Origin of the sequence: Comamonas odontotermitis (genome assembly GCF_040396735.1) — a bacterium.
Taxonomy (GTDB): domain Bacteria; phylum Pseudomonadota; class Gammaproteobacteria; order Burkholderiales; family Burkholderiaceae_C; genus Comamonas; species Comamonas odontotermitis_C.
Genome location: NZ_JBEBNZ010000022.1, coordinates 23134 through 45049, shown reverse-complemented (window position 1 = coordinate 45049; position 21916 = coordinate 23134). Strand labels below are relative to the sequence as shown.

The following is a 21916-nucleotide window of genomic DNA, read 5'->3' as shown; positions in this document are numbered from 1 at the left end:
TGCTCTCCCCCGTTCAGTGCGCGTGCTCGGCAGAAGCCTTGCCCATCTCTGCCTTCAGCATGAAGCTGCCGTCCCTGACATATGCCTGCCCGGCTTTCAGCCCTGATTTGATTTCGACAAGGCGCCCATCCGAGCGCCCCACCTGCACCACCTGTGCCTTGTAGCCGTCATCGGTGGGAACAAACACCACGCTTTCCTTGCCATCGGGCTGCTGGATCGCCTTGGCATCCACCGCAATGGGCACCTGCGATTCTTCTGCCAGCACCTTCACATCGACAAAGAGGCCTGGGCGCCACACACCTTGCGGATTGGCAAGCGCAATGCGAGCCGGCGCGGTGCGCGTCTGCTCGCCGATCAGCGCGCCCACATAGGCCACGTGCCCCTCGGCACTGGAGTCGAATGCTGTTGCACGCACCGTGACGGGCGAGCCCACGCGCACAAAAGGCAGTTGCGGTGCAGAGACATTCATCTCGGCCCACACCGAGCTCATGTCCGAGATGGTGAAGGAGGCGGTGTTCTCCGCCACCGACTCACCGACCGTGAGGTGCTTCTCGACCACCACACCAGCGAGCGGCGCCCTCAACTCATAACGGCTGAAACCGCCAGCACCGCTGCCGCCTGCGCCTGCACCGATGGAAGACAGTTTCTGGGAGGCATTGGCCACGGCGATCTCGGCTTCCTGCAAGGATGCTCTGGCCTGCTGGTAATCCTGCTCGGCAGAGATGCGCTCCTCCCACAGCTTCTTCTCGCGGTCGTAGGTCGTTCGCGCCAGCGACAGGCGCTTTTGTGCGGTCTGCAGCTCGCTGCGCTGGTCTGAAACCGCCGCGCTCTGCACCACCGCCAGCAACTGCCCCTTGGCAACCCGCTCGCCCAGCTGCGCGTGCACCGAAGCCACCACGCCCGGCACCCGGGGCACCACGTGCGCGGTGCGGTCCTCGTCAAAACGGATTTCGCCCGACAGCACCATCTCCTTGCGGATGGATGCCGCATCCGCCTGTGCCACCACAATACCTGCCGCCTTGGCTTGCACGGGGCTGAGCTTGACATGCCCTTCCTCCTCCTTTTCGCCATGGCCCGCTTCTTCCGCCTTGGGTTCTGCCTTGCGACTGGCAGCCGGCGTGGCCTTTTTCGCGTCTTCTTCGTGGTGTTCTCCATCCTGGTGCTGGTTTGCATCCTGGTGGGCTTTTTCGGGTGCTGTGCTCTCCCCGTGGTGTTCCCCGTCGCCATGTGCGTGGGATTCGGCGTGCCCTGCCTCCTGCGTCTGCGCCGGAGAAGATTTTGCTGCCGGCCGCAGAATGAGTGCGCCCCCTACCATGCCGGTGGCAAGGATTGCGGCAACCGCTATCCATTGCCGGGAGGACGAGAGAGAGGCGTCGAATTTGGTTTTTTCGGACATATTCAGATTCCAGTGACTGCAAGATCCACGATGGGCGAACCCAAAAGACGGTCGATTTCCGCGCGCGCCTTGTGGGAGGCGTTGAGCTGCTCCAGCAATTGGCGCTGGCTGTCGAATAGAGTGCGCTGCGCATCCAGGGCATCCAGAAAGCTGAACTTGCCCAGGCTGAAGCCGCGCACCGCCAGCTCGTACGCCGACTGCGCCGTCGGCACCACCTGGCTGCGAAGCAACTGAACCTGGCTGCTGCTGCTGAGCAATTGCTGGCGCGCCGCAAACACCTGGGTCTGTATCTGCAGCCGCACGTCCTGCAGGTGTTGCTCCGCCTGGTCCACCTTGCGCAAGGCCTGAAGCTGGTTGCCCTCGTTGCTGTCGAACAATGGCAGTGGAATGCTGACGCCGAACACGATCTGGTTGCGCCCCACTTCCTTGGCCCGCTTGACCCCCAGGCTGACAGTCAGATCCTGCACACGCTTGCTGCGCTCCAGGTTGGATGCCGCGCGGCTCTGCTCCAGCGCGAGGCGAGCCGTTGCAATGCCGGGGGCGTTGTTCAGAAGCACATCGATGTCATCAAAGTTGGGTGGCTCGGCAACCGCAGAAAAATCACCGGTCGCCACGCCCACCTCCCGGGCCTGCCCCCCCCACAGCGCTGCCAGATTCTGCTGCGCCACCAGTACATTGGAGCGTGCCTGGTTCAGCTCCAGCAGCGCATTGGCCTGCGCCACCTGTGCACGGCTGGCTTCCAGCGGAGGCACCTTGCCTGCCTCCACCCGCCGGGCTGCAGCGTCTGCCGATTGCTGCGCCAGCGCGTGCGTTTTGGCGGCGTAATCCACCCGCTGCTGGGCCAGCAGCAACTCATTGAATTGGCTCACCAGCTGAAACCTCAGCGCCACCTTGGCCTCCAATACCGCGCTGTTGGCAACATCCCTTTCCCGCTCGGCCACCTGGATGCGCGCCTCGCGCTTGCCGCCCAGCTCGACCAGTTGGTTCAACTGCACCGTGCTCGAACGCGACGATGAGCGGGTGTCTTCCTGGCTGTAGGCCAGTTCGGGGTTGGGCCGTGCCTGGCTTTGCAGCACAGCGCCACTGCTGGCTTCTGCGCCATGGCGTGCGGCCTGCAGTCCAGGGTTGGCAGCCAATGCCTTGCCCCATGCTGCAGAGAGCGTGGTCTCAGCCCGGGCCACGGCAGCCGCCCCGGAAGCGCTTGCAGGTGCCTCAGGCGGAGAAGCCCAGCCAGGTGCAGCTTGCGCGGGATGAACGAAGGCTGACGCTACCAGGATGGCAAGCGAAAGCGTCTTGATATGCATTGGGCCTATGAGCCGGCCATAGAGCGGGGTCGCCATGTGAGCTTCTCCAGAAATCGAAGTTCGCGCACACATTCCCTGCACTTGCGCGTCCTGCCTGCACCAAAGTACGGATCGGACGCCCAGACGGTCTCATGCATTCGCCATGCACTCCCAGCCATGCGCACTGTGACGTGCACTACGTCGACGAGGGTCAATGCGCGCTTGCAGGCACTCTATGAATCCGACGGCGACACGAAGCCGTCAGGCAGATTACAAATTTGTAATCTGCATTTTTGTTTCAAATGCCAGACAATCTGCCACATGAGATTGCTTTTGATTGAAGACGAAGCGAAGCTGGGGGAGTACCTGCGCAAGGGCCTCTCCGAGGAAGGCTATACGGTCGATACCGCAATCAATGGTGTGGATGGCCTGCACATGGCAATGGAGCTGGAATACGACCTCATCGTTCTGGATGGCATGCTGCCCGGTATTGACGGGTTTGCCGTGCTCGCTGCGCTGCGGCAGTCGAAAGCCACCCCGGTTCTGATGCTCACCGCCCGCTCCGATGTGGAAGACCGGGTGCGTGGCCTGCAAAGTGGCGCCGATGACTATATGGTCAAGCCCTTTGCGTTCTCTGAGTTGGTGGCGCGCATTCAGGTACTGCTGCGCAGAACCTGCATGCACCAGCAGTCACCCGAGCCCACCATTCTCAGCGAAGGCGATCTGGAGCTGGATCTGATCCGCCGCAAGGCTACGCGCGCGGGCACCCGGCTGGACCTCACGGCCAAGGAATTCAACCTGCTGGCCCTGCTGCTTCGCCGCAAGGGCGAGGTGCTCTCTCGCACGGAGCTGGCATCGCAGGTGTGGGACATGAACTTCGACAGCGAAACCAATGTGGTGGAGGTTGCGGTGCGCCGCCTGCGCATGAAGGTGGACCATCCGTTCGACACCCCGCTGATCCAGACCGTGCGCGGCATGGGCTATGTGCTGGAGGTCAGGGCCGCCGGATGAGTGCTGCAGCCACCGTTCCCCACCTTGGAAAATACCTTTTCCGCTGGCTGGCCATACTCACCATGCTGGGGCTGGGTGCGGTCAGTCTGGCGGTCTATCTGGTCTTTGACCATACGCTGTCCGTGCGGCAGCAGGAGATGCTGGACCAGAAGCAGGCCTCGCTCACCCATGTGCTCGCCGATGACCTGCAGGAGCACCGAACCAAGTCGCTGCAGCACATGCTCACGGATTTTCTGGCAGGGCATGGAGACTATGCGGTCTACATCAGGGACGATGCCGGAAACACCCTGTTCGACAGCCGCACTGCGTCCTTTCCAGCGCACCACTCGATCGAGCGGTCATTCAGGGTGTCCTTTTATTCGGAGCAGTCCGAACAGCTGCTGAGCGCAAACGCCACCCTGGTGATGGACCGGCGGCCCGATGACGCGCTGCTCCGGTCACTGGCCTGGACGCTCTTCGCCTCCATGGTGGCTGGCTCGCTCATCCTGTCCCTGTTCGGCCGGTTGCTGGTTAAAAAAAGCCTGCACCCGATCAAGGCGCTCGTGACCCAGATCGGCGAGATCACTGCCAAGGATTTCGAGAAGCGCCTCGATGGCAGCGCCTTGCCCCAGGAGTTGCATCCGCTGGTGACACAGTTCAATGCCTTGCTCGACCGGCTGGCCGATGCCTACCGCCAGCTCGAATCCTTCAACGCCGATGTGGCGCATGAGCTGAACACACCGCTTGCCACCTTGATCAGCAGTTCCGAAGTGGTGCTGCGCAAGCCCCGCCCTGTGGAAGAAATGCGGGAGGTGCTGGAGTCCAATCTGGAAGACCTGCGCCGCATCGCCAGCATTGTGGGCGATATGCTTTTCCTCTCCAGAGCCGACCGGGGCGCAGGCGCGCGGGAGAAGAAATACGCACGCCTGGGGCCCGTTGCTTCGGAGGTGGCCGATTTCTACGAGGCAGTGGCACTGGAGGCCAACTTGCGGATCGAAGTCGATGGAGATGCAAGCGCGCCCATCGATGCGCCCCTGATCCGCCGCGCCCTCTCCAACCTGCTCAGCAACGCAACCCGTTATGCAAGCGCGGGCTCGGTGGTCGTGATACAGCTTCGCAACCGGCAGCAAGCCGACCACCAGGAGGCGGTGATCACCGTGCGCAATGAGGGTGCGGGTATCGACGCCACACACCTTCGCCACCTGTTCGAACGCTTTTACCGCGCAGATTCATCGCGCCACAATGCCGACCACAACCATGGCCTGGGGCTGGCCATTGTTCAAGCCATTGCCAAGATGCATGGCGGCTCGGTGTTTGCCGAGTCCGACGAGGACGGCACCCGGATTGGCATCATTCTTCCTGCCAGCTAGCAACACCTTTGCAATCTCAACCCCGCAAGCGGCGACAAAAAAGCCAGTCAGGCAACTGACTGGCTTTCGATCTTTCACTCTTGCGATGTGTGCGGCACAGGGCCTGGCCGCTTACCTGGCAGCCAGGCGCTGCCAGGTATCGATCACGCTGTCGGGGTTGAGCGAGATCGAGGCAATGCCCTGGTCTGCCAGCCACTGCGCAAAGTCGGGATGGTCCGACGGGCCCTGCCCGCAGATACCGACATACTTGTTCTGCGCACGGCAGGCGGTGATGGCGCGCTCCAGCATCTTCTTGACGGCGGGGTCACGCTCGTCAAAATCAGCAGCCAGCAACTCGAGGCCGGAGTCGCGGTCCAGGCCCAGGGTGAGCTGGGTCAGGTCGTTCGATCCAATGGAGAAACCATCGAAGTATTCCAGGAACTCATCTGCCAGGATGGCGTTGGATGGCACTTCGCACATCATGATCAGCTCCAGCCCGTTGTCGCCGCGCTGCAGGCCGTTGGCGGCCAGCAGCTCGGTCACGCGCTTGGCCTGCTGCAGGGTGCGCACGAACGGGATCATGATCTTCACATTGGTCAGGCCCATGTCATTGCGCACGCGCTTCAAGGCCTCGCACTCCATCTTGAAGGCTTCGCCGAAGTCCTTCGAGATGTAGCGTGCAGCACCACGGAAGCCCAGCATCGGGTTTTCTTCATCGGGCTCGTAGCGGCTGCCGCCGATCAGCTTGCGGTACTCGTTCGACTTGAAGTCGGACATGCGCACGATGACGGGCTTGGGATAGAACGCTGCTGCAATGGTGGCCACGCCTTCGGTGATCTTGTCCACGTAGAAAGCGCGGGGCGATGCATGGCCACGGGCCACCGATTCGACCGCCTTCTTCAGATCGGCATCGACCGCTGGGTAATCCAGGATCGCCTTGGGGTGCACGCCAATGTTGTTGTTGATGATGAATTCCAGGCGGGCCAGACCCACACCGTCATTGGGCAGTTGGGCAAAATCAAATGCCAGCTGGGGGTTGCCCACGTTCATCATGATCTTGGTCTTGATTGGCGGCATTTCGCCACGCTTGACCTCGGTCACCTCGGTTTCGAGCAGACCATCGTAGATCTTGCCGGTGTCGCCTTCGGCGCAGCTGACGGTCACCAGGGTGCCGTCCTTGAGCAACTCGGTGGCGTTGCCGCAGCCGACCACGGCAGGAATGCCCAACTCGCGCGCAATGATGGCCGCGTGGCAGGTACGACCGCCACGGTTGGTGACGATGGCCGCCGCCTTCTTCATCACCGGCTCCCAGTTGGGGTCGGTCATGTCGGTCACCAGCACGTCGCCGGCCTGCACCTGGTCCATCTGCGAGATGTCGGACACCAGGCGCACGGGGCCGGTGCCGATCTTCTGGCCAATGGCGCGGCCTTCGGCCAGCACGGTGCCACTGCCCTTGAGCTTGTAGCGCTGCTCGGCCTGGCCCTTGGACTGGCTCTTCACCGTCTCAGGGCGTGCCTGCAGGATGTAGAGCTTGCCGTCGGTGCCGTCCTTGCCCCATTCGATGTCCATCGGGCGGGCATAGTGCTTTTCGATCACCAGCGCGTACTGCGCCAGCTCGTGCACTTCAGCGTCGGTGAGCGAGTAGCGGTTGCGCAGCTCGGCAGGCACATCGGTGGTCTTGACCAGCTTGCCCGACGCAGCCTTTTCTTCCGGCGTGGCAAACACCATCTGGATCAGCTTGCTGCCCAGGTTGCGGCGGATGAGCGCCTGCTTGCCTGCCTGCAGCATGGGCTTGTGCACGTAGAACTCGTCGGGATTGACGGCGCCCTGCACCACCGTCTCGCCCAGGCCATAGCTGGAGGTGATGAAAACCACCTGGTCAAAACCCGATTCGGTATCGATGGTGAACATGACGCCTGCGGCCCCCTTGTCCGAACGCACCATGCGCTGGACACCGGCGGACAGCGCCACCACATCGTGGGCAAAGCCCTTGTGCACGCGGTAGCTGATGGCACGGTCGTTGTACAGCGACGCGAACACTTCCTTCATCTTGTGCAGCACATCGTCGATGCCCACCACGTTGAGGAAGGTTTCCTGCTGGCCGGCGAACGATGCGTCGGGCAGGTCTTCTGCCGTGGCCGAGGAGCGCACGGCAAATGATGCCTGGTCATTGCCCGCCTGCAGGGTCACAAAGGCCTCGCGGATGGCTTTTTCCAGATCGGCAGGGAAAGGCTGGCGCTCGACCATGGCGCGGATTTCCGCACCCACTTGCGCAAGTGCGCGCACATCGTCCACATCCAGCGCCGCCAGTTTGGCGCTGATCTTGCCCGCCAGGCCTTCATAAGCCAGGAACTCGCGGAACCCGTAGGCCGTGGTGGCAAAGCCAGTGGGTACGCGCACGCCTTGCGGCAGTTGCGAGATCATTTCGCCGAGTGAGGCGTTCTTGCCGCCTACGACCTCGACGTCGGTCATTCTCAGGTTCTCAAACGGTACGACCAGGGCGGTCGCGCTGTAGAGGTTGGACATGGTGGAGCTCCGGAAGTTAAAAACTGTGATATCTGGCAGAGGCGTCCACGGCCGCAGATCAGGCGGTGGCACGCACGCAGGTACTCCATCCGGGCCATGGCTGGCGCGGGCGTCTGGCTTTGTATTTGTACTGGTAGGCCGGAGTACATGCGGGAAATGTGAATAATGGGCGTCATTGTAGGCGTGCCGCTGCCGTTTTGCTTGTGACTTGGTTAACACCAGGGTCAAGAATGACAAAGGCGCAGCAGACGGGCCGCTGCCTGCTACAAAAATAGTTTCCTATCGCTTGAAAACACGCAGCCGCTATGCACCAACGCACGATTTTCTTTATCTCTGATGGCACCGGCGTGACAGCCGAGACCTTTGGCCGCGCCATCATGAAGCAGTTCGACATCACCACGCGCGCCGTGCGCCTGCCTTTTGTCGATACCGTGGACAAGGCCCACCAGGCGGTGCGCCAGATCAACCACACCGCCGAGCAGGAAGGCAAGAAGCCCATCGTCTTCACCACCCTGGTCGAGCCGGACACCGTGCAGGTGGTGCACGACCACTGCAAAGGCCTGGTGATGGACATGTTCTCCACCTTTGTGCAGCCACTGGAAGACGAGTTGGGTGCCAAATCGCACCACCGCATCGGCCGGTTCACCGACATCAGCGAAAGCAAGGAGTATTTCGAGCGCATGGAGGCGATCAATTTCAGCCTGGCACACGACGACGGGCAGACCAACCACGACCTGGCTGGCGCCGATGTGATCCTGGTGGGCGTGAGCCGCAGCGGCAAGACCCCCACCAGCCTGTACCTGGCCATGCAGTTCGGCCTGAAAGTGGCCAACTACCCGCTGATCCCCGAAGATTTTGACCGCCAGCAGCTCCCGCCCGCCCTGCTGCCGTACAAGAAGAAGATCTTCGGCCTCACGATTGCCCCCGAGCGCCTCAGCCAGATCCGCAACGAGCGCCGCCCCGAGTCGAAGTACGCCAGCCTGCAGAACTGCCGCATGGAGGTGGCTGAGGCCGAATCGATGATGCGCCGCGCCGGCATTCAGTGGCTGTCCACCACGCACAAATCCATTGAAGAGATCGCGGCGGTGGTGCTGCAGGAGCTCAAGGACGAGGATTGAGCGGCCGCTGCCATCGCCGCACCCATGAGAAGTCCGCGCACTCCGTCACACAGCGTTACACCGGCTATACGCCATGCCAGCCCCGGCTTGCTATAACGGATGGAATTCTTTACACGTCAAACAGCCTCGATCATGCATTCATTGCGTTTCCACCTTGCCGGCTGCTGCGCCAGCGCCCTGCTGCTGTGCGGTGCCGCGCAGGCCGCCCAGCCCGGGGCCTTTTCCGTCACCGAAACCAAATCCGCCGTCGGCAACAAGGCGGCCAAGCCGCCGCGCACCAAAGACCGCTGCATTGGGCCGGAGCTGGTGGACAAGGAGGGTTTTCTGTACCCCGACATGATCCTGTCGCAGCATTTCAGCCAGTGCCGCATCAAGGACAGCAAGCTGGTGGGCAAGAACCGCAAGGAATGGACGGTGGCCTGCGGCAAGATGCTGACCGCCCAGGCCTACCAGGTGAACACGGGCGCAGACTTTCGCCTGCACATCAATGCCCAGTTGCTGGGCGGCGCGATGAAGCAGACGCTGGATTACGAAGCCGCATCGCTCCAGCGCGCCTGCACGGCAGACGACAGCCCCCTGGAATGAAAATGCGGCCTGGCGCACGACTGTAAAGCGCCAACCGCTATAAAAACAATAGAAAACGCCTACCCGCCAACGCCTGCGCCTGCAAACAGGTACTGCTGCGTTCCGTCCGGCGCGGTGGTGGCAAAGCAGCCCACACCCCACACATCGCGCATGGTCTGCGGCGAGAGCACCTCGGCCACCGGGCCGTGCAGGCAGCCGCCGCCGTGCACCAGCAGCGCATCATCCGCATAGCGCAGCGCCAGGTTCATATCGTGCACAACGACGACCACGCCCACACCCCGCACCTGCGCCCAGTGCTGCAGCAGGTCCATGGAGCGGTGCTGCCAGGCCAGGTCCATGGCGGCGGTCGGTTCATCGAGCAGAAGCCAGCGCGCCTGACCGCCAGCAGGCGGCTCCCACACCTGTGCCAGTGCGCGCGCCAGATGTGCGCGTGCGCGCTCCCCGCCGGAGAGGCTGCGCACGCTGCGACCTGCAAAGGCCTCCATCTGCGTGGCAGCCATGGCGTCGCCAACAATGGCGGCCTCGTTGCGGCTGGGATGCAGGCGGTGGGCATAGCGGCCGAGTTCCACGACCTCCTGCACGGTAAAGTCAAAGGCCACCGAGCCGTCCTGCACCATCATGGCGCGGCGCCGGGCCAGATCAGCAGCCGGCCACCTGGAAAGCGGCAGGCCATCGAGCAGAACACGGCCCGCATGGGGCGTCCACTGGCCCGTCAAGGTGGCCAGCAGGCTGGATTTGCCAGCGCCGTTAGGTCCCACAATGGCCGTGAGCCTGCCGGGCGCAATGTGGGCGTGCAGACGCACCAGCACATCGCCACCGGGCACGCCAACTTCCAGCCGATCCAGCTGCCAGCCGCTGTCCTGGACAGGCGGACTGCCACAAGAGTCCTGCACCACCATTTTTGCTACTGTGTTGATAGCTATCTGCGCTTCATGGCCGGGTGCCGGACTGCGGGATTCCCTGAAAACCTCGAATGGTTTGAACATGCGCCCCTCCCTACAGTTGTCGCCGAAACTGCCGCAGCATGGCGAGGAACAGCGGAACCCCGACCAGCGCCGTCAGCACGCCCAGCGGCAGTTCAGCCGGAGCAACCACCGTGCGCGCAAAGGCATCGGCAAACACTACCATGGCGGCGCCCAGCAAGGCAGATGCGGGCAGCACCACGCGGTGGTCCGGCCCGGCGATCAAGCGCACCCAGTGCGGCGCCACCAGCCCGATGAAACCGATCATGCCGCAGGCCGCCGTGATGCAGCCCACCACCAGCGCCGCCACAATGACGGCCAGGCGCTTGGTGCGCTCCACCGCCACGCCCATCAGGCTGGCCTGCGCCTCGCCCAGCGCAATGGCGTTGAGAGGCTGCGCCAGGCGCTGCGCCACCAAGGCACTGGCAGCCACCACAGCGCACGCCATGACGGCCATCGGCCAGCGCGCGCCGCCCAGGCTACCCATCAACCAAAGTTGCAGGTTGCGCAGTTGCTCGTCAGTCGACAGAAAACTGAGCAGGCCCAGGCCCGCCATGGCCAGCGCATTGATGGCCACACCTGCGAGCAGCATGACACCGATGCGGGTGCCGCCACCAGCCTGTGCCAGGCTGTAGATCAGGCCCGTGGTCACGAGGCCGCCCGTGAAGGCGCACAGCATCAGCGGCCAGCTGCCCAGGCTGCGTGGCACCGAGGGAAACCACAGCGCGCCCATCACAATCAGCGCAGCCGCCGCCAGCGCAGCGCCGCTGCTCACCCCGATCAGGCCCGGGTCGGCCAGTGGGTTGCGAAACAGCCCCTGCATCAAGGCGCCCGCCAGACCCAGGCCGGCGCCTGCCGCCAGGCCCAGCACCAGACGCGGCGCGCGAATGGCGGCGAACACCTGTTGCTCGGTACTGCCTGCGTCCGTGCCGCCCTGCCACCAGTGCTGCAGCGCGCTCCAGGCAATGGCCGGAAGCCGGGCTGCGTCGATGGCGAAAGCGCCCTGCCCGGCCGCAAATACGAAGGCGGCCAGCACCAATAAAGCCATCAGGCCAATGGTGTGGGGTTTTTTGAGCCGAAAAACACCCTTCTGGCGCCTGCGTTGGACGCCAGACGCTATGGAAATTGAAGCCTCACTCGATACACCCTGCCGCCCGGCGCGCACCGAACTGGCAGATTGCAATGGAGACGGGCGCTCGGTACCCGGCGCCAGGCCCGAACCCACGGCGCCAGTTGCAGTCACGGCCTCGCTCATGCCTGTACGGCCTGCAAACCCTGGTGCAGGGTGCGCACCGCCTGGGGCAGGCGCGGACCAAAGCCGAGCAGCTGGCTGGCTTCGAGGGCGATCAAGGTCTTGTTCCTGTAGGCGGGGGTCAGCGCAAGTTCCGGGCGCGCCCAGAACTTGGCCTCTCCGCCCACCGCCTCCACGCCCTGTGTCGTCGTCACGATCACCTGGGGCGCAGCCTGCGCCATGGCTTCTGCCGTCAGCGGTCGGTAGCCGCCAAAGCCTTGCATGACATTGCTGGCCCCACCCATGCGCAGCAACGCATCGCCCGCTGTGCCCTGGCCCGCCACCTGCGGCGTTCCGCTGTGCGACAGCACGAACAGGGCGCGCGGCGAACGGTTCGCTGCCACCGTGGTGCGTACCAGGGCCTGCACGGCGTCCCACTCCTTCTGCAAATCCTGGGCCAGTTGCGCGGCCTGCGCCTGCCTGCCAGTGGCCTGCCCCACCAGCCGGATCTTGCGCAGTACCTCATCCCAGCTGTGGTCCGACTGCACCAGAGCAATAGCCACGCGGGTCTGGGCGATCTGCTGCAGCACCACGGGCGGGCCTGCCTCGGTGGTGCCGATCACCACATCGGGCTTGAGCGACAGCACACCTTCGGCGGCCAGTTGGCGCACATAGCCCACCTTGGGCATGCGGTTGGCAGCCTCGGGGTAGTTGCTGGTGGTGTCGCTGCCCACCAGCAGCGACTGCGCCCCCAGCTGATAAACGATCTCGGTCAGCGCACCACTCAGGCTGATGAGGCGCGTTGCCGCAGGCGGTTCAACGCCTACATAGGGCTGCAGCGCCGCCTTGGCGCCGCCATCCACTGCATTTGCTACGTTTTTAGAAGCTGTTGGCGCAGTCTGGGCAAGCGCCAGGGTGCCAAAAGGCATCAGGGCTGCGCCGCCAGCGGCCAGCAGCCACGCGCGGCGGCTGGCATGGGCACCTTTGCTGCGCTGGCCCGCGCGAGAGAAATCATCCATGGCCGCCTCCTTACGCCGCAACCGCCTGGGCGTCCAGCCGAGGCAGGCTGGTGGCCAGTGCGCGCCAGGGGGCCAGCTCGGGCTTGCCGGGCTTGCGTGCGCCAAAGAACATGGCCATCAGGTCGCCATAGGCGTCAAACACCTCCACCGAGGTCACGGTGCCATCGCTGGTGGGTTTTTCCACGAGCCAGACATTAGCAATCATGTCGGTGCGCATGTGCAGGTTGAAGCCTGCATCGAGCACATTGATCCATTCGGCAGTCGGCGTCGTCATGGGCTCCACCCGCTGCACCGGGCCGCTGTGGATCTGGATGCAACCGCCGCTGCTGACGAACACCATGATGGGTGTGCCTGCAAAACTGGCCTCGTTCAGGAGCTGGGTCACGCTGTCCTTGGCCAGCGGCCAGGCAAAGCGCCCCTGCACGAGGCGGAAGGACTGCTGCCGCTCGGCGCCTGCATTCTTGATGACGCTGAAGAACTCGTGCGTATCCTGCATGGTTGCCCAGGCCGATTGCAACGCCGGTACATCGACGCTGCTGTCAGGCGGCACGCTCACGGCCTTGCGTGGCACAGGGGCATCAAAGCCGGGCAAGGCGGCAGCATCCATATCTGCGGCGCAGGCAAAGCGAGCCACCAACGCGCCCCAGGCTGCCAGATCGGTCGCCTCACGGGCAAACACCTTGTGCACCGCGCGGCCCGCGCGGTTGTAGAACTGCAGGCTGCGCAGCACGGTGATGCCGCCGTGGGCAGACGCCTCCTGCACCGCGTAGGCTGCGTGCCAACCGGCAAAGAAAAGGCGCAGATCAATGTCCTCCCCCACCGCCAGCCCCACCTGCATGCCCGGCTCGCCACTGGCGCTGAGCTGGGTGTAGGTGCCGGTCTTCTCATGCACGGTATTGGCATTGCGCGTCAGCGCCATCACAGGGCCACAGGGCTCCAGTGCCTTGAGCACCTCGATCCATCCACCCTGCGGGGCCTGCAGCGGCTGCACCTGCAGCGTGCTGGTCTCGCGGGCATCTGCCGCCAGCAGTTGTACGGCATGCGCGGCAATGGCCTCGCCTTCGCTGCTGCCAGCGGCTTCTGCCGCATCCTTGGCGCGCAGGCCCTTGGCACGTTGCGCGGCATAGGCCTCGCGGACCTGCGCGGCGCGTTCGCTGGTCAAGGCGGCAGGTTTGGTTTTCGTGGTGATCATCGGAATGCTCCTTTTTCAATAGCTAGTGGCGCTTATTACGAAAGCGCCGTCGGCTCATTTGGCTTAAAACTCTGCCACCAGGGTGATCTTGGCGGACCGCCCGGGCTGGGTGTAGGCATCGATCACCGCCAGATTGGAGGCAAGACCCCTCACGTCCGACCAGCGCCAGACCTTCTTGTCGGTCAGGTTGTAGAGACCGACGTTCAGACGCAGATCCTTGCGGATGCGCCATTGCGCAGTCAGGTCCACCACGGTGGCCGACGGGTTCAGGAACTGGGTGCCGCCCGAAGGATTGACGGTGTCCTTGGCCTTCTTGCCCTGGGAGTAGTTCAGGCCCAGTTGTGCCGTCCACTGGGCGGCATCTGCACGCAGGCCCAGGGTGAGGCGCTGGGGATCGATGGACGAAAGCGGCTCGCCACTGGTGGTGTCATGCCCCTGGGTACGCCCCCATGCGAAAGGCGTGCTCCAGCCGATGCCTGCATAGCGCCCCCAGTCGGCACGGCCCTTGACCTCCAGCCCGCTGATATTGACCTTGCCGCGGTTGATGGCCTGGTAAATACTCGGATCGCCTGGCTTGCCCGTACCACCCACCTGCACGAGGTCGTCGATGAAGTCCTTGTACCGGCCGGTGAACGCCGCCACATCGAGCGAGACATTGGCAAGCCGGCCCCGCACGCCCACTTCGAGGTTCTGGCTCGTCTCAGGCTTCAGATCGGGGTTGGGAATGGTCTTGTAGTAACCCACCGGATTCTCGAAAAACGCATTGACCTGGCCCGCGTTGGGCGCTCGGAAGCCCTTGGCGTAGTTGCCGAACACACGCCAGTCGGAATTGACCTGGTACATCACGCCCAGCTTGGGCGATGTGGCATTGCCCGACAGCGACACCGCCTGCGCGTTGAAGCCCGCCTGGTCGGCCTTGATGCGGAAATGGTCGTAGCGCAGCCCCGGCGTGATCGTCCAGTTGCCAAAGCTGATCTCGTCCTGCCCATACAGCGCCCAGCTGGATTCTGTGGTGTCGGGAAAGCGCTTGAGCGGATAGGTCTCGCCCACGGGCGGCGTCAGGCCGGTCTGCAGGTTTTCGACATTGGTGCGCACATAGTCCACGCCGTAGGTGAACTGCTGCGCCATGCTGGCGCCGCTCTTGACGAGCTTGCGCGCCTGCACGTTGGCCTGGAAGGTCTTTTCCTGGTAGGTCACATCGCGCGTGCGGTCTGCAGCAGTGAGGCGGTCTTCGTAGATGAACTCGCGCGAATCGGCGTTCTGGTAACTGAGCGATGCCTTCACATCGTCCAGCATCGGAGCATCAAAATTGCGCCACTCGCCCGCCCAGGTGCCGCGCGTGCGTTTCATGTCGGTGGTGGATTCCGAATCGATCACGGCGGTGGAGCCGGTGGCCGGCGGCGCAGTGCGTGCCGTGTAGAGTTGGTAATCCACCTTCTTGTCGACATGCTCGACCGTGAAGGTGTGCTTCTGGTCGGCAGTCGGGCGCAGCACCACCTTGCCCAGCAGCGAAGCGTCCTTGTCATGCTGCGGATTGGGCAGGGTGCGGCGGCTGTCGATGGTGTCGAGGTCGCCCATGTTCTTGAGCTCGCGGCTGCGCCCCAGGTTGACGCCCAGCAGCCATTCCAGGGTATCGCTCGGCTTGCCAGCCACTGTCAGGCCCAGGGTTTTTCCGGTGTTTTCGCTGTCATAGCCAATGCTTGCACGGCCGCCAAAGGTCTTTCCATCCTTGAGCAGGTTGGATGGATCGGTGGTGATGAAGTTGACCAGGCCCGCCATGCCGTCCGAGCCGTACAGCGCCGAAGTGGCGCCACGCACCACCTCCACGCGCTGCACCAGGCCCACATCCAGATAATCGCGCCCAAAGGCGTTGGCGCTGAACACATAGCTGCGCGGCAGGCGGATGCCATCGACCATCATCAGCACCCGGTTGCCATCCAGGCCACGGATGTTGAAGCCCGCATTCTGATCGCGCCCGGTACTGCCCGATGCCAGCGTGAACCGCGCTGGGCTGCGCTTGACGGACACGTTGGGCATGTCACGCGCCACATCCCGGATGTCGCGAACCTGCTGCTCTTCCATCTGCTGGGCATTGAGCACATCAATGCTCATCGGCAACTCGTCAGGATCCTGCTCGTGGCGCGATCCGCTGATCACCATTTCCTTGAGCACGGGGCCATCGGCTGCAGCAACCTGAATGACGGCCGGGTTGGCGGCGGCAACCGTGGTCCTGGCGGAGGTGTCCGGAGAAGTCTGGGCTCCGGCTGCTTGCGCGGCGCACAGCAGGGCGGCCAGCGCCAGCGGTTGCAACACCAGCACCTTGCCAGGCTGGCCACCTGCAAACGCGCAGGATTCAGACGAAGGCATGCAGCGCATGCCGAAAAGAGGTGAAGCAGCCACGGACCGAGCTTTCAGACAACAGAGGTTGAACAGGGAAGCTGGCTGGGACGCGTGAGCACAAAGCGTTGCAGGGCGCGGTCAATCCGCGCTGGTCCGAGGCTGGCAGTTGCGCAAATTATATGCGAATAGTTCTCATTTGAATCAAATTGAAAACATATGGACATGGCGGGTCTTGTGAGGCAACGCCTCTTTTGGTGCCAGGCGCTCGCCCTGTTCGCCAGAAGACGTACCGAAGGCTGGCCCGGCAACGCCTCTGCGGCCGCCTCTGCCCGCCAGCAAGCCAAGCACAAACAGCACAACTGTCCCCTTGGTGAAAACAAGTAGAAAGAAAGTTTTCTAAAACTATATTTTTATGTATTAATTGAAAATTAAATTACACAACGAACGGAGATGCCGTGCCAAACCCCCTTGCCAATCCTGTCCTCGAAGCCTTGCGCCAGCCTGGCGAACACGCCCATCTGACGCAACTGCGCCAGGATTTCCACCGCTGGCCAGAGATGGGCTTTGAGGAAAACCGCACCGCTGACCGCATTGCCATGGAACTGGGCCTGCTCGGCATTCCATTTACCCGTGGCGTGGGTCGCACCGGCATCGTGGCAGTCATCGAGGGTGAGCGCACCGACAGCGGCCGCGGCGTGGGCCTGCGTGCCGACATGGATGCGCTTGCCCTGTGCGAACTCAACCGCTTTGGCCACGCGTCGCAGAACCCCGGCGTGATGCACGCCTGCGGCCACGACGGCCATACCGCCATGCTGCTGGGAGCCGCACGCTTTCTGGCCAAGCACCGCCAGTTCAACGGCACCATCCACTTGATCTTCCAGCCCGCAGAGGAAGGCCGGGGCGGCGCGCAGGCCATGCTGGCCGACGGGCTGTTCGAGCGCTTTCCCTGCGACGAGATCTATGCGCTGCACAACTCGCCCGTGCTGCCTGTGGGCACCGTGGCGGTGGCGCCCGGCGCCTGCCTGTCGTCGGCAGACATGTTCACCCTGCGCATCATCGGCAAAGGGGGCCACGGAGCCCATCCGCACCTGGCAGCTGACCCGGTGGTGGCGGCCAGCCATGTGATCTCGGCGCTGCACCACATCGTGCCGCGCAATGTTCCGCCGATGGAAAATGCCGTGCTCAGCATCTGCGCCATCCGTGGTGGCGACATGGAGGCGCGCAACGTGATTCCGGATTTTGTCGAAATCGGCGGTACCGTGCGCACCTTCTCCAAATCGGTGCAGGACCTGATCGAGCGCCGCATAGCAGAAATCGCCCAGCAGACCGCAGCCGCCCATGGCGCGCGCGCCGAGCTGGAGTATTCGCGCCTGTTCCCGCCCACCGTCAGCACCGAGCGCGAGGCGGCCTTTGCCGCCCAGGTTGCCGCCAGGCTGGTGGGTGCAGAGCATGTGATCACCAAGCCCATGCCGTCGACGGCGTCGGAAGATTTCTCGTGCATGCTGGAAGCGCGACCCGGCGCCTACCTGCGTGTGGGCCAGGGCGGAGCAGAACAGGGCCGCACCCTGCACAACCCCAACTACGATTTCAACGATGAAATCCTTCCGCTGGGTGCCGCGCTGCTGGCCAGCCTGGCACTGGATGCACTGCCGCTTCACACCGACCGCTGAGCAGCCGGACAGGCATCCAAGCAAGATAACAATCCAGGAGACAAAGCCATGCTGACCCACCGCCCCGCTGCCCCCAATTCCTCGATCGCAACGCGCCACGCACCCTGCTCTTCCCGGTTGCTTGCCAAGACAAGCGCGCTGGCGATTGCCGCAGCCGCCCTGCTGAGCCTGACTGCCAATGCCCACACCCTGCGTCTCGCCAACCAGGGCGACCCGATGTCGATGGATCCGCATTCGCTGCAGGAATCGTTCCAGCTGTCCTTTCTGGGCAACATCTATGAGCCGCTGATTGGGCGCGACCGCAATTTTGCGCTGACGCCGATGCTGGCCACCGCCTGGGAGGCAACTTCGCCCACCATCTGGCGCTTCAAGCTGCGCCAGGGAGTGAAGTTCCATGACGGCTCGGCCTTTACGGCCGATGATGTGATCTTCAGCTACCAGCGCACGCAATCAGAGTCATCGGACACCAAGCTGTATGTGGCACCGATCAAGGCCATGCGCAAGATCGACGCCTACACGGTCGAGATGGAGACAGCGCAGCCCACCCCCATCCTGCCCGACCTGCTGTCGGGCTGGCTGGTGATGGGCAAGAACTGGGCCGAGAAGAACAATGCCGGCGTTCCCGCCGATGTGCGCAAGGGCACGGAAAACCATGCCAGCCTGAACGCCAACGGCACCGGCCCGTTCCAGCTCAAGCAGCGCCAGCCGGGCGTGCGCACGGTGCTCAAACCCTTTGACGGCTGGTGGGGCCAGAAGGAGCACAACCTGACCGAAGTGGTTTTCACGCCGATCGCCAACAACGCCACGCGGGTTGCGGCCCTGGTCTCGGGAGAAGTCGACCTGATGGAGCCCGTGCCGCTGCAGGACATTCAGCGCATCCAGTCGAGCGCCAACCTGCAGGTGCTGCAAAAGCCCGAATTGCGTACCATGTACCTGGGGCTGGACGTGGGCCGCGACGAACTGCTCTACAGCAATATCAAGGGCAAGAACCCGCTCAAGGACGTGCGTGTACGCCAGGCGCTCTACCAGGCCATCGATATCGAAACCATCCGCAGCAAGATCATGCGCGGCGCGGCACAGCCTGCGGGCATCATCGTTGCGCCCGGCGTGCGTGGCTATGAGGCATCGCTGGACAAGCGCCTGCCCTACGACCCAGCAGCCGCCAAAAAACTGCTGGCAGAGGCGGGCTACCCCAACGGTTTCGAGTTGGGCCTGCATTGCCCCACCGACCGCTATGTGAACGACCAGGCCATCTGCCAGTCCGTCACCGCCATGTGGACACGGGCAGGCATCAAGACCACCTTGTATGCGGAAACCAAGGCGCTGTACCTGCCGCGCGCCTTCAAGCGCGATGTTTCGGCCTTCCTGCTGGGCTGGCAACCTGCCAGCAACGACGCGCAGAACACGCTGTGGGCCCTGCTGAACACGCCCGCCAACGACGGTCGCGGCCGCTTCAACCTGGGCGGGTACGCCAACCCCAAGCTCGATGCGCTGACGCACGACATCGGCGTGGAGATCGATCCTGTCAAACGCCAGGGCTTGATGAAGGCTGCCTGGCAAATCGTGCAGGACGACATTCCGGTTCTGCCACTGCACAACCAGAATCTTGCCTGGGGCGTCAAACGGAACATCGACGTGGTACAACAGCCGGATAACAGCCAACCGCTTCGCTATATCCATGTGCGCTAAACGCCAGCAGCCTGCCAACGACCCAACCGTTCCTCCCACCTACACGCCGCAGGCACAGGATGCGCCCGACCGCATCCGCGTGCACTACGGCAGCCTGACGAGCAGCCAGAGACAGGTGGCAGACTACCTGCTTGCGCATCCTTTTGAAGCCGCGACCCTGAGCATCGATGCCTTGGCCGCCGAATGCACGGTCTCGGTGGCCACCATGAACCGCTTTGCCAGCGCCCTGGGCTACGGCAGTTACAGCAGTTTCCGCAACCACTGGCAGCAACTACTGCAGCCGGGCATGGCACCGCTCGACAAGCTGCAGCAGCAGCGCAACGTACCCAGCACCGCCCACCGGCGCCTGCAATCCACCCTGCACAATGGCGCTGCGCAGGCACAGACCGCCGCAGCCTTGCTCGACCCCGCAGCCACCGACGCTATGGGGCGCCACATTGCCAAAGCGCGCCGCATTGCAGTGCTGGGCAGCGATGTGAGCGCCTATATCGCGGGGTACTTTGCCAGCTACGCCAGCCTCTTTCGCCCAGACGTGGAGTGCCTTCCCCAGGCCGGAGGCCCCAGCGAGACGCAGCGCAAGCTGATGTCGCTGGGCCAGGACGATCTGCTGCTGGCCATCTCACTGCCTCGCTATTCCAGCCAGACGCTGGAGCTGTGCGCCCTGGCGCATGCACGGCAGATTCCCATCATCGCCATCACCGACCGCCCGGACGCCCCCATTGCCGCGTACACGCAGCAGATTTTGCTGGCCCCAGCCCAGCACCCCATGCTGCCCGCATCGGCCATGGGCGTGCTGGGCCTGCTCGAAGGGCTTTGCACCGTGCTGGCCGCCAGCAGCCCCTGGAGCGCGGAAGACATGCGCCAGCGTGCGCAACTGGCCGATGCATTCCATGTGGACACCAGCCCGCGCGCCCGTGCGGCACGCAAGACACCCTGAAACCCATCCCTTCGCCCGCCTCTGCCCCGCCCATGATCACGTTCTCATCCGAGCTGCCCTATACCAGCACCCGCCAGCCCGTGTACGGCGACGACGTGGCAGCCACCTCCCAACCCCTGGCGGTATCGGCCGCCATGGCGCAGTTTGCGCAGGGTGGCAATGCCATCGATGCCGCGCTGGCCGCCGCCATGACACTGACCGTGGTGGAGCCCACCAACAACGGCCTCGGAGGCGATCTTTTCGCCCTGGTCTGGGATGGCGCGCAGTTGCACGGGCTCAATGCATCGGGCTGGGCGCCGCAAGGCTGGACGCCCGAGCGCTTTGCCGGGCGGGAGCGCATGCCGTACGAAGGCTGGGACAGCGTGACCATTCCAGGCCAGTTGCGCGGCTGGCAGGCCTTGCACCAGCGCTTTGGCTCACAGCCCTGGGCCAGTCTGCTGGAACACGCCGAGCACTACGCGCGCTCCGGCTTCATCGTGCCGCAAGGCGTGGCCAGCAAATGGGGCCTGCATGTCCCCCGCCTGCACAACCAGCCCGGCTTTGCCGAAACCTTTCTGCCCGGCGGACGCATACCACAGGCTGGCGAACGGTTCACCAGCCTTGCGCTGGCAGACACGCTGGCGCGCCTGGCCACGCACGGCGCCGATGAGTTCTACGAAGGCGAAACCGCGCAGCGCCTGCTGACCCATGCACAGCACCACGGCAGCGCCTGGCAGGCCAGCGACCTGCGCGACTACCGGCCCCAATGGGTACAGCCGCTGGCCCAGCGGGTGTGGGGCGATTGCTGGGTGCATGAATTGCCGCCCAATGGCCAGGGCATTGCCGCCTTGCAGGCCCTGGGGATGCTGAACGTCCGCGACCACGAACTGCCCCCCGGCATAGACAGCGCTGCTGCCATGCACTGGCAGATTGAAGCCACCAAGCTCGCGCTTGCCGATCTGTACCCTCACCTGGGCGATCCTGCCAGCATGCGCATTCCACCGCACAACTGGCTCTCTGGCTCCTACCTGCGCCAGCGCGCCGCCCTCATCGATCCGCAGCGCGCGCAGCACCCTGCATCGGGCCTGGGCGGACATGGCACCGTATACCTCTGCACCGCAGACCGGCAAGGCCGCATGGTGTCGCTGATCCAGTCCAACTACGATGGCTTTGGCAGCGGCGTGGTGCCCACAGGCACAGGCGTGGCGCTGCAGAACCGGGGCGCAGGCTTCAGCTTGCAGGCGGGCCACCCCAACCGGGTGGGGCCGCGCAAGCAGCCGTTTCACACCATCATTCCCGGCTTTGTCACACAAGGCGGGCAGCCCTTGATGGCCTTTGGCGTGATGGGCGGCCCCATTCAGCCGCAAGCCCATGTACAGGTGCTCACCCGCATGCTGCGCCATGGCCAGAACCCCCAGGCAGCACTCGATGCGCCCCGCTGGCGCATCGAGCCCGGCAAGGGCATCTACACCGAGCCCGGTTTTTCGCCCGCACTACGCAATGGTCTGCAGGCGCTGGGGCACCCGTTGCTGCCGGTGACCGACCCGACCATGGAGTTTGGCGCAGGCCAGGTGATCTGGCGCCTGCCCCACGGCGGCTATGGCGCGGCATCGGACGGCCGCCGCGATGGCCATGCAGCCGCGCGCTAGC

The 21916-nt window shown here is 64.0% G+C and carries 16 protein-coding genes; 8 read left to right on the top strand and 8 right to left on the bottom strand.

From position 1 onward, the window contains the following. Positions 1-13: 13 nt before the first annotated feature. Both ACH2DG_RS16675 and ACH2DG_RS16670 read right to left on the bottom strand, forming a co-directional pair. Entirely contained in the window at positions 14-1396 is a 1383-nt protein-coding gene (locus ACH2DG_RS16675; protein ID WP_395027536.1) for an efflux RND transporter periplasmic adaptor subunit, read from the bottom strand. Positions 1397-1398: 2 nt separating this feature from the next. Next, positions 1399-2736, bottom strand: a complete 1338-nt coding sequence (locus ACH2DG_RS16670; protein WP_395027534.1) for a TolC family protein — start codon at positions 2734-2736, stop codon at positions 1399-1401. A gap of 264 nt (positions 2737-3000) precedes the next feature. Here ACH2DG_RS16670 and ACH2DG_RS16665 point away from each other — a divergent pair, with 264 nt between their 5' ends. Together ACH2DG_RS16665 and ACH2DG_RS16660 are read left to right on the top strand one after the other, a co-directional pair. Next, positions 3001-3690, top strand: a complete 690-nt coding sequence (locus tag ACH2DG_RS16665; RefSeq protein ID WP_395027532.1) for a heavy metal response regulator transcription factor — start codon at positions 3001-3003, stop codon at positions 3688-3690. Further along, positions 3687-5039: a heavy metal sensor histidine kinase gene (locus ACH2DG_RS16660; protein WP_395027531.1), complete on the top strand. Its 1353-nt coding sequence runs from the start codon at positions 3687-3689 to the stop codon at positions 5037-5039. The genes ACH2DG_RS16665 and ACH2DG_RS16660 overlap by 4 nt, the downstream gene beginning before the upstream one ends. 111 nt (positions 5040-5150) lie before the next feature. On the opposite strand, the gene ppsA is transcribed toward ACH2DG_RS16660, so the two are convergent. Continuing rightward, positions 5151-7544, bottom strand: a complete 2394-nt coding sequence (ppsA, locus tag ACH2DG_RS16655; RefSeq protein ID WP_395027530.1) for a phosphoenolpyruvate synthase — start codon at positions 7542-7544, stop codon at positions 5151-5153. Between the two features lie 305 nt (positions 7545-7849). On the opposite strand from ppsA, the gene ACH2DG_RS16650 reads away from it, so the two are divergent. Together ACH2DG_RS16650 and ACH2DG_RS16645 are read left to right on the top strand one after the other, a co-directional pair. Continuing rightward, positions 7850-8662 carry a pyruvate, water dikinase regulatory protein gene (locus ACH2DG_RS16650; protein ID WP_224149620.1) on the top strand — a complete coding sequence of 271 codons (813 nt, stop codon included), beginning with the start codon at positions 7850-7852 and terminating at the stop codon, positions 8660-8662. A 132-nt stretch (positions 8663-8794) separates the two neighbouring features. After that, positions 8795-9247: a hypothetical protein gene (locus ACH2DG_RS16645; protein ID WP_395027528.1), complete on the top strand. Its 453-nt coding sequence runs from the start codon at positions 8795-8797 to the stop codon at positions 9245-9247. Positions 9248-9306: 59 nt separating this feature from the next. Here ACH2DG_RS16645 and ACH2DG_RS16640 read toward each other — a convergent pair whose 3' ends face one another. The 5 genes from ACH2DG_RS16640 to ACH2DG_RS16620 form a co-directional block, all read right to left on the bottom strand. Continuing rightward, a complete protein-coding gene (locus tag ACH2DG_RS16640) occupies positions 9307-10233 on the bottom strand; it encodes an ATP-binding cassette domain-containing protein (RefSeq protein ID WP_395027526.1) in 927 nt (308 codons plus the stop codon). A 10-nt stretch (positions 10234-10243) separates the two neighbouring features. Further along, on the bottom strand, positions 10244-11257 hold the full coding sequence (locus ACH2DG_RS16635; protein ID WP_395027554.1) for a FecCD family ABC transporter permease: 1014 nt from the start codon (positions 11255-11257) through the stop codon (positions 10244-10246). A gap of 203 nt (positions 11258-11460) precedes the next feature. Further along, positions 11461-12459, bottom strand: coding sequence for a hemin ABC transporter substrate-binding protein (locus tag ACH2DG_RS16630; protein ID WP_395027525.1), 999 nt, complete (start codon positions 12457-12459; stop codon positions 11461-11463). A gap of 10 nt (positions 12460-12469) precedes the next feature. Beyond that, on the bottom strand, positions 12470-13651 hold the full coding sequence (locus ACH2DG_RS16625) for a hemin-degrading factor (protein ID WP_395027524.1): 1182 nt from the start codon (positions 13649-13651) through the stop codon (positions 12470-12472). Between the two features lie 63 nt (positions 13652-13714). Further along, a complete protein-coding gene (locus ACH2DG_RS16620) occupies positions 13715-16018 on the bottom strand; it encodes a TonB-dependent hemoglobin/transferrin/lactoferrin family receptor (protein ID WP_395027523.1) in 2304 nt (767 codons plus the stop codon). 428 nt (positions 16019-16446) lie between these two features. Between ACH2DG_RS16620 and ACH2DG_RS16615 the strand changes: the two genes are divergently transcribed. Genes ACH2DG_RS16615 through ACH2DG_RS16600 form a run of 4 tightly spaced genes read left to right on the top strand, consistent with a single transcriptional unit; the run spans position 16447 to position 21915 of the window. After that, positions 16447-17661 (top strand): M20 aminoacylase family protein, encoded by a 1215-nt coding sequence (locus ACH2DG_RS16615; protein WP_395027521.1) that lies wholly within the window; start codon positions 16447-16449, stop codon positions 17659-17661. Between the two features lie 48 nt (positions 17662-17709). Continuing rightward, positions 17710-19350 (top strand): ABC transporter substrate-binding protein, encoded by a 1641-nt coding sequence (locus ACH2DG_RS16610; RefSeq protein ID WP_395027519.1) that lies wholly within the window; start codon positions 17710-17712, stop codon positions 19348-19350. Further along, complete coding sequence (locus ACH2DG_RS16605; protein WP_395027518.1) at positions 19340-20287, top strand: MurR/RpiR family transcriptional regulator; 948 nt, start codon at positions 19340-19342, stop codon at positions 20285-20287. Before ACH2DG_RS16610 ends, ACH2DG_RS16605 begins: the two co-directional genes overlap by 11 nt. Before the next feature lie 32 nt (positions 20288-20319). Then, entirely contained in the window at positions 20320-21915 is a 1596-nt protein-coding gene (locus ACH2DG_RS16600) for a gamma-glutamyltransferase family protein (protein ID WP_395027516.1), read from the top strand. Position 21916 lies beyond the last annotated feature (1 nt).

Excerpts from the sequence above, each read along its gene's own strand:
- ACH2DG_RS16625 (WP_395027524.1), bottom strand. The coding sequence starts at position 13,651 with ATGATCACCACGAAAACCAAACCTGCCGCCTTGACCAGCGAACGCGCC.
- ACH2DG_RS16660 (WP_395027531.1), top strand. The coding sequence starts at position 3,687 with ATGAGTGCTGCAGCCACCGTTCCCCACCTTGGAAAATACCTTTTCCGC.
- ACH2DG_RS16620 (WP_395027523.1), bottom strand. The coding sequence starts at position 16,018 with ATGCCTTCGTCTGAATCCTGCGCGTTTGCAGGTGGCCAGCCTGGCAAG.
- ppsA (WP_395027530.1), bottom strand. The coding sequence starts at position 7,544 with ATGTCCAACCTCTACAGCGCGACCGCCCTGGTCGTACCGTTTGAGAAC.
- ACH2DG_RS16645 (WP_395027528.1), top strand. The coding sequence starts at position 8,795 with ATGCATTCATTGCGTTTCCACCTTGCCGGCTGCTGCGCCAGCGCCCTG.
- ACH2DG_RS16605 (WP_395027518.1), top strand. The coding sequence starts at position 19,340 with ATGTGCGCTAAACGCCAGCAGCCTGCCAACGACCCAACCGTTCCTCCC.
- ACH2DG_RS16675 (WP_395027536.1), bottom strand. The coding sequence starts at position 1,396 with ATGTCCGAAAAAACCAAATTCGACGCCTCTCTCTCGTCCTCCCGGCAA.
- ACH2DG_RS16600 (WP_395027516.1), top strand. The coding sequence starts at position 20,320 with ATGATCACGTTCTCATCCGAGCTGCCCTATACCAGCACCCGCCAGCCC.
- ACH2DG_RS16630 (WP_395027525.1), bottom strand. The coding sequence starts at position 12,459 with ATGGATGATTTCTCTCGCGCGGGCCAGCGCAGCAAAGGTGCCCATGCC.
- ACH2DG_RS16635 (WP_395027554.1), bottom strand. The coding sequence starts at position 11,257 with ATGGCTTTATTGGTGCTGGCCGCCTTCGTATTTGCGGCCGGGCAGGGC.
- ACH2DG_RS16665 (WP_395027532.1), top strand. The coding sequence starts at position 3,001 with ATGAGATTGCTTTTGATTGAAGACGAAGCGAAGCTGGGGGAGTACCTG.
- ACH2DG_RS16640 (WP_395027526.1), bottom strand. The coding sequence starts at position 10,233 with ATGTTCAAACCATTCGAGGTTTTCAGGGAATCCCGCAGTCCGGCACCC.
- ACH2DG_RS16610 (WP_395027519.1), top strand. The coding sequence starts at position 17,710 with ATGCTGACCCACCGCCCCGCTGCCCCCAATTCCTCGATCGCAACGCGC.
- ACH2DG_RS16650 (WP_224149620.1), top strand. The coding sequence starts at position 7,850 with ATGCACCAACGCACGATTTTCTTTATCTCTGATGGCACCGGCGTGACA.
- ACH2DG_RS16670 (WP_395027534.1), bottom strand. The coding sequence starts at position 2,736 with ATGGCGACCCCGCTCTATGGCCGGCTCATAGGCCCAATGCATATCAAG.